The sequence below is a fragment of the Emticicia sp. 17c genome (genome assembly GCF_037153985.1).
GTDB lineage: Bacteria > Bacteroidota > Bacteroidia > Cytophagales > Spirosomataceae > Emticicia.
This window is the reverse complement of record NZ_JBBAYI010000002.1, coordinates 22,542-35,408: the sequence shown is the minus strand read 5'-3', so window position 1 is coordinate 35,408 and position 12,867 is coordinate 22,542. Positions and strand designations below refer to the sequence as shown.

Below are 12,867 nucleotides of genomic sequence, written 5' to 3'. Positions count from 1 at the left end.
TAGATGGTTACATTAGCTTAATTCCATTTATAGTTAAAAGGTTACGACTCTTTTTCTTTTTCTTAAGAAAAAAAACAGCCCTGTCAATAAACTTAAAAATAGGCTAGCTATAAAAAAACCATAATACGGGGAAGGTTGAAAAATGATTTCTTCGTTGCCGATAAGCACCAGATTAGCCCAGAAGTGTGGATGGTTATATTTGTTAGCATAAACCAGATTAATAAAATCGAGCTTGGCTCTTTGTAGGGCAATATCTTTAGGCAACCCTTTTTTAAGGTATTCGTGCATACGTTCGGCCAGTAGGGTTGCGCTTTCGTCGTTGGTAGTCCAGTAGGTTGAAACCGTAGCAGGGCAACCTGCAAAACTGAATGCGCGTGCAATAGAAAGCATTCCTTCGGATTGGTGCAGCTTACCTACGCCCGCATCGCAAGAGCTTAGTACAACCATTCGGGTATTGTTTAATTTAAGGTTGTATATTTCTTCAACTGTTAGTTTTGAGTCTCCTTCAGGATAAAAGAAGATAGAAGATTTATTAGGCGCCTGATAGTTAATAACCGAGTGGGTAGCAAAATAGATAATGTCAAAATCCTGATAGTATTTCAGGAAGTTACTTTTACTGGCTTCTTTGCCAAGCAAGGCTTCGTTGGCAATAGTGCTTACCTGCCTGCCCGATTCTGGTAAATAGCCTAAGGCCGACTGAAGAGTGTTGTCATCAAAAGGGGCCACACCGAAAGTTCTGACCGATGTTGGTTTTTCAGGAATATGAGTAATCTGTTTGGCCGAATATACATATCTGACACTGTAATTCTTAATCAGAAAATCATTAGCTGTCTTTTTTGTTTCCAAGACTTCAAAAGGCAAAAAGTTGAGCAGCCAGTCTTTTCCTATAATTAGCCTTCTTTTAGGCTGTATATAAGTATTTATGGGTGTAATTAAATACTTATAAAGCCTTGCGGCTAATTCGGCCCCCTCGTAAGCCCCCATCCCCGGATTCTGGTAAAGTAAGTTTTTGTAGGCCGTCAGGTCTTGAATAAGTGTTTTGGTAATGCTAACGGGTTTAATTTCAAATAACTCTTTGGTAACAGCAATAATGAATAGCTCTTTATCTGTACTGAAATAAGAAAGAAAGGCTTCATCGGCGGCTAGCCTGAGTTGTATGTCTTCGATTTTTACCTGCTCAATGCCGAATTTTAATTTGTAATAAGCCGGAAATTTTTTTTCGATAAGCCGGAGTAAGTTAATTCTTTCAATTTCCAGATTACTTAGGTCGTTATTTTTGTCGAAAACTACTTGCCTTCTTATATTCAGAATCAGTTTGTTGAGGCTATCTTCTTTTTTAAGAAAACTTTTAGGTATGAAATTAGGCTTGATAGTCGAAATATGCAGAGCTTCGTTTAGTTCGGTGGCTTTGCTGTTTTCGATTAGGGTAAAAACATACTTTTTGTCTTTTTCAGAGCCAGACAACTTGTATTTTTCGTAGGCAATACTTGCCGCTAGTTGCGAAGAAACATGAATATTGTTATTAAAAATCAGTTTTGATTCAGAATAATCGTAGTTGTTGCGGGTATTGGCAATAAGCTCCTGACAACTTTGTATAACTTTTAACGAAAGGTCGAGGTATTCTTTCTTATGGGTTTGTTTATAAAAATCAAAAAGTAACGAGCTTTTTTGGGTAAGGATTTCTATTCCTGCCGACTGGTTAAGTAAGCCTTGTCCACTAGGGTTCTGAAAAATATCCTGACTATTAAAGTCTGTAAAAATAGCTATTAAAGACTGTTGTATATAGCCGAGGCTGGCCTTTAAATCTTCTTCGTGCAATTTACTTAGCCTCATCAACGATTTGGCTAGCGTTACACTTTTATCTATTTTTTTACTTCTGAATAAAGCAATAATATATTGAAACTGCTTGCTGGCCTCTTGTTTCTGTCCTGAACGCTGATACGCTACTCCGAGGTTATAGGGTATAGAGGTATGTAGCTCGAAGTTATACTCCATTTTATGTTTGGCTTCGAGCAAAGAGGTTAATTGTAAGGCTTTTTTTAAGTTAGTTATTCCGGCCTGATACTGGTCGTTCAGAATCTGGCACCATCCTAAGTTTGATAAGATAAAACATTTAAGCTGGTTTTCTTCGGTTTGTTCTTCATTGGCTCTCAGAATGGCTTTCAGGGCTTTTTCGTTTTCGCCCATAATTTCATAAATATTGGCCAGATTCGTCAGAATAACGAGCTCATCTCGCCGTAATTTATTTTTTTGTGCTACAAGTAAGGCTTTTTCTACAAAAATAATACCGTCGGAGTAATCTCTATAACTATTCAGCAGGCGGCCATAATTGTTATAATGATGCACAACATATTCGGCAATTTTGGCCTCTATGGCTGGTTTTATGACTAATAAATTATTGGCTAGTTCAAAATAATGTTGAGCAGAGTCACGTATACCTAAGCCTTTAAACATTGTTCCGGCACTAGAATAGAGCTTAAACAGAACAGTATCGGCCTTTACAGGGCTTTTGGCCTGATAGCTTAGCCCTTCCCGACATTTTTCGAGTGCTTTCTGAAACTGAGAATCATAATGATATACCGAACTTACATCTACACAAAGGCTACTCATTCGGGTGAAATCCTTATCTTTTTTAGCTATTTCAAAGGCTTTGTCATAATACAAGATTGCCTTATCCATTATATCTTTATCAAAATAATCCTCAGCCATGGCTCTGAATTTATCTGATAAGTTCTGGGAATATAAATGGAAGGTAACTAGATAAGCTAAAAGGGTCAGTCTCAGTCTCACAATTGTTAATTATAACTAATAATTATAGGTATCAGGATTATAAAGATAAGATTTTTAAAAATAAGTAAAAAAAATATCCTTATTTAATTTAGTCTGGTCCTGATTTAAACCCCTTAAAAAAGTAGTTATACCACCCTCTGACTATGTAGCAATATGGCAATAAAAAAGCAGTTATAAATAACTGCTTTAATAGAATGAATATAGTTGAACCAGCAAAAAGCTATGCTATATTGATAGTATTGTTTTGCTTGGCTAATTCTTTCAATTCTTTTCTTTTTTGCCGACGCATAGCCTCATAAGCTTCAACTTTAGCTTTGTTTATAACGCGGTATTGTTTGCAATATTCACGTAGCTGTTCCCGATGTTGTTCGGCGTACTCACGAGACCGTTGATTGAGTTTTTCTTTATGCAGTTCTCTGTACCTTTTCTGATACTCTTTTTGATATTCGGTTGTTTTCATAATTATATTGTTTTAGCAAAAGTGATTTAATTATTCAAAAATAGTAATTTCCTCAAGAATATTACCCTTTATAATCACTCAATTTAAAATTTCAGGAATTTTATTAGAAATTAACATTTAATTTATCAGTTAAAAACGCTGCTGTTTACCCGAAACGTATATTTTTTAAAATATTGCTCGTCATAAATGTAAATCGGATAGTAAAAAATACTTGCTTTTGTTAAACCTCTTTTGCCCATAACTGACAAAAATATACGTAAACTATATTTGTGTTTTTTTGCATTAATGCCATTATTTACGCACTTTTTTATGTTTTTAGCTTGGGTGTTAGATGCCGTAAAATAAAAATAATACATAAAATTCATTATTGAAAAAAATACTTGTTATTTTTATTAAACATAAGAATAAAGCATTGCCTTCGACCCTGAAATCCTCACTCTATTTGAATAGACATATCCTTATATAATCACCAATAAAATTTATAACAGGCACTTCATTTTAACTTACTGTAAAGGCTTTATAAAAGTTACTATTGCGGTATATGTAATACGTTGGGCAACAAGTATATACCCAAAATGATAAAGCTGTGTACGGTAGATTTCCCCTGATAATTTTTCAGATAAACCATTTATTTTAATTAACATGAGAACTCAGATTGTTAAAAATACAGTAATGGCCGCAAGGGCGTATCAGGGCGATGCCATGACAATGCTCGTTTTCGACCTCTTAACCGATGCTGCCAAACAAGACTTTGTAGGCTTTACCATTGAATTTAAAAACCCGACCATGCGAGCCTTTAAGGCACTCAATAATCGTATAGGGTTTACATCTGAAAAAAAAACACACCCTTCAACGGAAGCACCTTTTCAGAAATTCAGATGGTTGCACGTGCTACGGAACTTCAGTAATTCTAAAGACCAGCCTTTTTTTGGTGAGTATGAGTACCGCATTACGCCGCGTTATTTTACTGGTGGAAAACTGGATAATTTCGACACCGTAAATCCTGCTAATAGTGTTACGCTTAAAATTAACGTTGGGCCTTTCAAGAAAGAGGGTATTGCCGTGGCTTTTACGAGAGGCTTTCTGGTATCGCAGGCGTATACCGACAGATTCGGACCTAACGGAAACATACGTCCGTTAACTTCTGACGTAATCTTCGACCCTACAACTACCCAAAACGATATATTCAGTAAGCTACCTAAAGACTTTCCGACTACTATTAAGCCTTATACCTACGAAGACCAATATGCCTGGATGGGCTTTAATGCCCGAAAAACCATCATGGATTTTATTAATGAAGTTGTAAATGATACTTCCAAGAGTTTAGATGTGTTGGCCTATGATTTTAGTGAACCCGTTATAGCTGCAAAGTTTCTGCAATTATCGAAGGAAGGAAGAATCAGAATGTTTCTGGACGACCACGACACACCAGATAAAATTAAGGAAGCTGGCAGAAAAAGCGACCCTGAATTTAAAAAGCAATTTGCCGATAAGTTTGATACCAGTAAGTCTAAATTAGTTAGGCATCATTTCACGCGTCTGGCTCACTGTAAAATTCTGATACAGAAAGACGCTAATGGTAAAGCTACCAAAGTCTTAACGGGGTCTACCAATTTTACAGCCAATGGGCTTTATATCAATGCCAATCATATACTAGTTTTAACACAACCCGCTGCCCTTGATTTTTATGCACAGTTGTTTGAAGAATCGATTAAAGTTGGTGCCGATAAAAGTTTCAGGAATGTTGAGCTATCTAATGGGCTGAAAAAAATTACTGATAGTATTTCGGTTGGGTTTTCGCCACATACGCGTGAGGTAGCAACAAAGATTCTGGACGACATCAACAACAAAATCAACAAGGCAAAGAAATCGGTATTTTTTGCTGTAATGGAGCTTAACAGTACGGGAAGTGTTACGCAAACCCTCAAAAAAATACATGAGCGTGAAGACATACTCACACTTGGTATAACCGATTTACAGAGCGAAAAGGGAGATATAAAGGTGCGCCTTTTTGAACCTAAAAGTAAAAAAGGAGTGCTGATTAACGGTAAAAAATCTCCCTCATCTATGCCCGCACCTTTTTCCAATGAATTGTCGATAGGGCTGGGGCATGAGGTTCATCATAAATTTGTTGTGGTTGATTTTAACACGCCTGATGCCGCTGTTTATTGCGGCTCATCTAATCTGGCACAGGGTGGCGAAGAAAGCAATGGCGATAACCTGTTGGTAATTACAGATACCGACATAGCTACCGTTTTTGCCATTGAAGCTATTCGTTTAATTGACCATTATCAGTTCAGAAACGCACTGGCTGCCACTAACGACCAAACACCCCTCGTATTAAAGACCGATAACGAATGGTATCAGAAATATTTTGATAAAGATAATCTGTATTTTGTCGATAAAGTAGTGTTTATGGGCGAGTAAAATCATATTTAACAAACAACTTAAACTGATGGCCTCTACAAACAACCTTCAAGAAAAACCACCTTTCCGTAAACTCAGAGGCTATGCTTTTGACCCCGCCGTAGCTTTGCAAATGGATACAGCACCTATCAGCACAATTACTTATAAAGTACCGTGGGAAGACGACGTTAAAAAAATAATAAAAGGGAAGAAAAAAAACCAAAATACTGTACTTAATGAAGGTTTAAGGCCCGGGCCTATTGGCGAATACCTTGAGGTGATTGACTATGACCCCACGGTTAAGAAGTTTTATAAACCCGTTGACCTCAACGACCCATACCTGCTGGCGCAGGATGGCCTCGAGCCAAGCGAGGGGAATCCGCAGTTTCATCAACAAATGGTGTATGCGGTTGCTATGACTACCATCAAAAACTTTGAACGTGCTTTGGGGCGGCAGATTTTATGGGCCGACCGCTGGAATAATGGCGTGAAAGAGAATGTGCCGCGTTTACGAATTTATCCGCATGCCTTGCGTGAGGCCAATGCGTATTATAGCCCACATAAAAAAGCATTATTATTTGGGTACTTTTCGTCATCGCCAGCTAATGAAAGCATTCAGATGCCTGCCTCATTGGTGTTTACCTGCCTAAGCCACGACATCATAGCCCATGAAACCACGCATGCAATTTTAGATGGAATGCACCAGAATTTTAATGAGCCTACCAACCCCGATGTACTGGCTTTTCATGAAGCCTTTTCTGATATAGTTGCGCTTTTTCAGCATTTTACTTTTCCTGACGTGTTGAAAAGCCAGATTAGGAAAACCCGCGGCGACCTCGCGGCTCAGAATTTACTAGGGCAACTGGCTCAGCAATTCGGAGCGGCCATAGGAAGATACGGCAGCTTGCGCGAAGCCATTGGTGAAATAGATGAAACAGGGCAATGGCAACCTAAAAAGCCTAATCCTGAAGATTACAGAACAGTAATGGAGCCGCATGGTAGGGGGAGTATTCTGGTAGCGGCCGTGTTTGAGGCATTTATTAATATTTATAAAAGCAGGGTGGCAGATCTGATTCGGATTGCTTCGAATGGAACAGGTATACTGAGGCAAGGGGAAATTCCTGCCGATTTGATTAACCGACTAGCCGACGAAGCCGCTAAAGCTGCCGACCATGTTTTGCAGATGTGTATCAGGGCTTTAGACTATTGCCCGCCGGTTGACATTAATTTTGGCGATTACCTGAGGGCAATCATTACTGCCGACATGGATTTAGTAGCCGACGATTCTCGCAATTACAGGCTGGCGTTTATCGATGCTTTCCGCCGAAGAGGTATTTACCCTAAAGACCTTAAAACCTTAAGTATTGAGAGCCTGCGCCTAGCGGTCTTTCCACACCAGAATTCAGGAGTATCTGAGCTTTTCAGACTTTTAAGCGCATTCTTACGGCAATACCGCAATCAAGTGATGGACACCAAAAGCCGACACGAAATATATGCCATAACCAGAAACTTCATAACTGGTGATAAAGGCAAAGACAAGCGTAATTCAGACAATGGCCTTCATAGCAAGATTCTTAAGAAATTAGGTGCAGATAAACAGTTAGATTTTGAAAAACTGACTGGTCTGGTTTTGGGTAAAGGCTGGCAGGATGTGGGCGTTAATGGCTCAGGAACCTATAAGGATTTTCCGGCAGTTGAGATACAAAACTTGCGTTTAGTGTCCAGAGTAGGCCCGCAGGGTATGCAAGTAAACCAGATAATTTTTTCGCTCATACAGCAAGCATCAGTACCCATGAAAGAAGGTGTATTTAGTGGTTTCTCGCGCGAAGCCAGAAAAGGCCATGATGAAGACTTTACTTTCAGAGCAGGCTGCACATTGATTTTTGACCTGAACACCCTGCAATTGCAATATGCCGTTACAAAGCCATTACTGAATATGGAAACACTCAGCAGCGATAAAAAAGAGATTGATAAACGGCGTCTGGAACAACAATACCGCTATTGGCATAATGAAGAAATGATGTGTATGACCGACTATAACCATTATTTTGGTGGTAGCCTAAGAGAAGAAGCCCTCGAACCTTTTGCTTTTTTACATAACCATTAATGAGACCATGACAGATACAAATAAAAAAATAACTCATGCCGATGTGCGTATGTATCGTATGGGTACTGGCGATTGTTTTGTTGTTAAGTTTTTTGCAGAAAAAGTAAATACTTTTACTATCATGATTGATTGTGGTACATGGCAAGGGAAAAAACAACATCTGGAAAAGTATATTGCACACCTGAAAGACTATCTGAAAGAAGACAGAAGGAAAACAAAACCAACTATTGATTTACTGATTGTAACACACGAACACAAAGACCACGTATATGGTTTTGATGTGTGCAAAGAATTGTTTTTGCAGGATTTGGAAATTAAAAAAATATGGATGGGCTGGACAGAAAAAGATGAGCCAACCGCCATTAATGATCCACTTGATGAAAAACTGAAAGAATGGAAAACCGAACACGGGCAAAGAAAAAAAGCATTAAATGTGGCCAATAATGAGTTTCAGAAAATGCTTGTTTCGTTAGAGGGGAATAAAACAAAGGGCGCAAAGGCAAAAAGAAGCTTCGCTATGGCATTAAATCAGTTTGCGAATTTACAGTTTTCGGCTACCGGGCAGTATGCAGGCGATTTGGAAGGAATGAGAGTCGTAAAAAAAGAAATTGCAAAAAACAATATTTCTTTCTTACGACCAGGCGAGATTAAAGATGATTTGGCAGGTGCCGAAGGCTTGCGGTTTTATATATTAGGGCCGCCAACATCTATCGAAGCTATAAAAAAAGAAGGTGGCCCGGTAGGGGAAACATTTAATCATAGCCAGAATAATAAAAGTACTGATAATAACAGCTTTGCCGCAGCCCTGCTGAATCTGGCTGAACCACAACCGTTAAGCAGTATTTTGCCTTTTGATGAAAGTTTTTTGCTTGACAACGCAGCGGCTGGCGCGTTGCCTGATGAAACCGTAAAAAGATATGATGATAATCAACAAACATGGCGTCGAATTGATAACGACTGGTTGGATAGTGCTGGCACATTGGCGCTACGTATGAATAGTGCCACCAATAATTTAAGCCTTGCTTTGGCTATTGAATTTACAGATAGCGAAAGAGTAATGTTATTTCCGGGTGATGCCGAATTTGGTAGCTGGGAAAGCTGGCACACGATTCAGTGGAACAAAAAAAGCAAAGACGAAAAAAAGCATTTAACCGAAGAGTTACTCAACAGAACGGTATTTTACAAAGTGGCACATCATTTAAGCCATAACGGAACAGCTAAGCGGCTAGGTGTAGAAATGATGAAACATAAAGATTTGGCTTGCATGGCTACACTAGACTATCATGTGATTAGTTCGGGCTGGACAAATACTATGCCTAATCGGGATTTAATAGCCGACTTGCTTACACGCACCAAAGGTCGGGTCATTATTATGAATGAAGAAGGGCTTTATGTTAATCAGGCTACAAAGAAAGAACCCCTTAAAGACAGAATTTTGCAAACACGCCAGCAACTCATGAACGATGCCGAAGAAGAAGAATTTAAAAAAGCGTTTTCGTCAGATGAAGAGGGGCTTTACCTGCAATACAGGGTCAGGGCTACGGAATTATTATAATAATGGCTATTGTTTCTAAACAGGCATGGGTTTGGGTTTATGCCTGTTTGTGTGGTTGGGCTTCTTACAAAAAAACAGCTACTAAAAGTAACTGTCTTTGCCTAGTTCAATCGTTTTGTCGTATGAGATACCCTCATAGTTTTTTTTGGTTTGTAAAACCAGTTTCTTTACAGGTTGTCGGTAATACGTTTTCTTAAAATCTTGTTTTCCTTACAAATTTTTAAAATGCGTTAAATCAGGGAGCAATGCCTTTCATCACAAACGACGTAATCATACTTCTTCTTTCTCTGATAAAAGCCTTCATGGCTTCTTCATCTCTGTTTTCTTTTGCCTTTATATAGGCCATGGTTAAATAGGGCATAGCACATAAGCCGTAAATATTCATTATTAAATCTTCGCCAGTGAGCTTTAAATTAACAGTGCCTTTTTCTTTTTCCTGTCGAAGAATAGTATCTAACTGAAGCGGGACGGTATCGCCCTGTGTATGTGCCAGAAAATAGGCCAATTCTTCAGATTCATTAAAAAGGTTTACAATAAAACTAGGTAAACCGGGTTTGGCTTCAAACAAATCGCTAACAACATCTATAATGCCCGCAACCAGATTTTCCAGTTCTGTTTCCTGTCCAATCAGGCGTTTCATGTGAGTAAAGACCATGTTCAGCGTACTTTCCAGAATCTCCTGAAAAAGCGATTCCTTTGTTCGGAAATAATAATGTAACATCGTTCTACTAATACCCGCTTCTTCTGCAATCTGATTCGTACGTGTACCTTTAAACCCATTCCGATGGAAAACCTTTTCAGCAGCTTGTAATATCTTCTGTTTGGTGTCGTGGTCTATTTTTGGCATAAACTTAAATGTTTGACAAAATTGTTTATAATAATTTTATAAAACAAACTTTTACTGAATTTTATTGAAAAAAATATCTCTGGAAGTAATAACAAAGAAAAAACCATTGCCACAGTATAATTTATGCTGTTAACAATGGTTTTGATGAGAAAGTTAAAGAAAACTTTTGTAAGAAAAAATCTTAACTCGCAGGTTCTATTTTTTTAGCAAACTTCTGAGCCTTTAACGATAATTCTGTGGCCAGAAAACAATGGTCTTGTGTCATGGCTGTTTCAGTACGGTTCAGCACATCGCTTACCAGTTGGCTGCCGAATGGCAGCGGTTCATTGCTACAATCGAAATACTTGGTTTCTTTGTTATTTACCAGATAAAGATTATTACCACTATCTTTAATGGCGATGTCAATATTTTTACGAATCTCAATAAAGCCCTCTGTTCCCAGAATAGTAAGGCGGCCGTCGCCCCATGTTTTGAGGCCATCGGGTGTAAACCAGTCAACCCTGATATACCCCGTTCCTTTGTTTCCTTTGACCATTACATCGCCAAAATCTTCAAAAAGCGGAAATTCAGGGTGGTTCAGGTTACCAACCTGCGAACTCACAATCTCACCTTTAGTTGAGCCAGTAAAGAACAAAAACTGGTCGAACTGATGAGAGGCAATATCCGTAATAATACCGCCAAATTTACTTCGGTCGAAAAACCATTCAGGGCGGCTTTTGGTGTTCATCCGATGTGGTCCTAACCCTATGGTTTGTAGCACTCTGCCAATGGCGCCAGCCTTTACTAGTTCGCCCGCTTTTACAGTAGCCCTGTTTTCAAAGCGTTCGCTATACATGATTGAATATATACGCTTGGTTTCTTTCTGCACTTTTCTGGCTTGTGCCAGTTGTTCGAGTGTAGTAATACCGGGTTTATCCGACATAAAATCTTTCCCATGCTGCATAGCCCTGATGCCAATAGGGGCGCGCTCGCTAGCAATAGCTGCACTTAATATCAGCTGAATGGAGTTATCTTCCAGTATTTCTTTTTCGCTGGTGGCTTGTTTTACATTCGGGTAACGTTTGGCATATCCTGCCAGTAGGTCTGGTTCTTTGGCATAAACAGCAACAAGCTGCCCGCCACCACGGATGATAGCCTCGGTCATGCCATAAATATGGCTATGGTTAAGGCCAATAACAGAAAAACGTATACTTGGCTCAAGATTCTTATGAACATAAGGGGCTTGTATTGGGCTTGCTTTGGCAGCAAGCTCATTTACAAGGGCCGACGACAATACCATTCCGGCTGTACTGGCGAGGCTATTCTTCAAAAACTTTCGGCGGTTATTGGGGTTGTTTTCCATAGGTAAGTCAGGTTATTTTAAGGGTTTTTGGTTGCCATTTTCAAGGCTTGCGTAGTGGTATAATACTTGGCTATCATATTGGGTACTTCCCATGCGGGTAGCTTGCCTTGTTTCAGAAATTGCAGGTATTTTTCGGTTACTCTGCCGAAATGTGCTTCGTGTCCTTCTTTATATTTTTCAGGTATTTCTACTTCCCAGCCCTTACTGTTTTGCTTAAGGCTAATGCCCGGATACTGTTTCTGCATTACAGTTAAGGCCTTGTTTAATTCGGCCTCATAGTTATTTGTTGGGTTTACAGGTTCTATGTAAAGCGTAGGTTTATAGTTTTGTTCGGCTCCTTGTCTGATAATCAGGTTTGCTTTAGTGCCACGCATAATTGAGTAGTGGGTGTCTCCGCCACCTTCTGGTGCCTGATACGCCCATATTACAGAGGCTTTGGCATGTACGCCTTTTATCTGATAATTGATTTCACCATTTGAAAACACTTTCAGCAGTGTATCATTCACTACATCTTTTTTCAGGTAATCAGGAAACCCAGTTGTTTTTGTAATGGTTTTGAACTGGCTTAAAGTCATGTTGGTTGGCCAGTGGCGTGCCTGATTGATTTTTATGTCTTGCTGATAATTAATGATTTGCTCAGGAAAACACTCCCACTGAATAAGGTCTACCAAATGCGTTGTTACGTCTACAATACCTTCACCTTGTTGCGAAACATCCATAAACCACGAGGGGCGCGTGAGCACACTACCCGAAACATACTTATAAAAATGGTGTACGCTTTCTTTCGTTACTGCCGGATTCTCGGGTGTGCCTTTTTCCAACTTCCCGAATGCAGCCGGTAGCCTTGAAAACTCTCTTTGAAGCATAGTGGTTATTTCGTACCGCTCTGTCATAATATCATAGAGCAAAACATTTTTTTGTGCTGCTGTGGCAAATGTTCTTTTTAGTTTATCGAAATCCTTTTCGTTGATAATCATAGGTTTATCGGCCAACACATGAAAACCAGCCTTGATTGATTTCTCAAGGTAATCGGCCTTTATTCGGTTATTGCCTGCAATTACTACTACATTCCCTGCTTTATCGGCCAGCATTTTTTCAAAATAATCATTTCCTGTATATACTTTTTCCTGCCAGTGAGTGGCATTATCGGTACGGGTGTTATAGCCCTGAATACGTTGTAAATGAAAATCGAGGTCGTTGCCTGCCGGCGCATATACGTGTACGTCAGAGCTTACTTCAGGATACATGTTTTTCTGCACCAGTGCTGCATGAAAGTGGCCAGGGGCGAGCGTAATCAGTTTAATTTCTTTTTGATTCTGGGCAATTGCGTCTTTATTCAAAAACATACCAAGTGCTAAAG

The 12,867-nt window shown here is 39.2% G+C and carries 8 protein-coding genes; 3 read left to right on the top strand and 5 right to left on the bottom strand.

All coding sequences use genetic code 11. The features are described 5' to 3' along the window. Positions 1–33: 33 nt before the first annotated feature. Both WAA15_RS04685 and WAA15_RS04680 read right to left on the bottom strand, forming a co-directional pair. Entirely contained in the window at positions 34–2,679 is a 2,646-nt protein-coding gene (locus WAA15_RS04685; protein WP_337041356.1) for a CHAT domain-containing protein, read from the bottom strand. A 331-nt stretch (positions 2,680–3,010) separates the two neighbouring features. Then, the gene (locus WAA15_RS04680) at positions 3,011–3,250 is read right to left on the bottom strand and encodes a hypothetical protein (protein ID WP_337041355.1); all 240 of its coding nucleotides are present in this window, start codon (positions 3,248–3,250) and stop codon (positions 3,011–3,013) included. 642 nt (positions 3,251–3,892) lie between these two features. On the opposite strand from WAA15_RS04680, the gene WAA15_RS04675 reads away from it, so the two are divergent. Genes WAA15_RS04675 through WAA15_RS04665 form a run of 3 tightly spaced genes read left to right on the top strand, consistent with a single transcriptional unit; the run spans position 3,893 to position 9,318 of the window. Further along, positions 3,893–5,677, top strand: a complete 1,785-nt coding sequence (locus tag WAA15_RS04675) for a phospholipase D-like domain-containing protein (protein ID WP_337041354.1) — start codon at positions 3,893–3,895, stop codon at positions 5,675–5,677. Positions 5,678–5,705: 28 nt separating this feature from the next. After that, a complete protein-coding gene (locus WAA15_RS04670; RefSeq protein WP_337041353.1) occupies positions 5,706–7,763 on the top strand; it encodes a hypothetical protein in 2,058 nt (685 codons plus the stop codon). A gap of 7 nt (positions 7,764–7,770) precedes the next feature. Beyond that, positions 7,771–9,318 carry an MBL fold metallo-hydrolase gene (locus tag WAA15_RS04665; protein WP_337041351.1) on the top strand — a complete coding sequence of 516 codons (1,548 nt, stop codon included), beginning with the start codon at positions 7,771–7,773 and terminating at the stop codon, positions 9,316–9,318. A gap of 235 nt (positions 9,319–9,553) precedes the next feature. On the opposite strand, the gene WAA15_RS04660 is transcribed toward WAA15_RS04665, so the two are convergent. The 3 genes from WAA15_RS04660 to WAA15_RS04650 form a co-directional block, all read right to left on the bottom strand. Then, the gene (locus tag WAA15_RS04660) at positions 9,554–10,165 is read right to left on the bottom strand and encodes a TetR/AcrR family transcriptional regulator (RefSeq protein ID WP_337041350.1); all 612 of its coding nucleotides are present in this window, start codon (positions 10,163–10,165) and stop codon (positions 9,554–9,556) included. Positions 10,166–10,346: 181 nt separating this feature from the next. Then, positions 10,347–11,507 carry a Gfo/Idh/MocA family protein gene (locus WAA15_RS04655; RefSeq protein WP_337041349.1) on the bottom strand — a complete coding sequence of 387 codons (1,161 nt, stop codon included), beginning with the start codon at positions 11,505–11,507 and terminating at the stop codon, positions 10,347–10,349. A 17-nt stretch (positions 11,508–11,524) separates the two neighbouring features. After that, a complete protein-coding gene (locus WAA15_RS04650) occupies positions 11,525–12,853 on the bottom strand; it encodes a putative oxidoreductase C-terminal domain-containing protein (RefSeq protein WP_337042164.1) in 1,329 nt (442 codons plus the stop codon). Between the last annotated feature and the right edge of the window lie 14 nt (positions 12,854–12,867).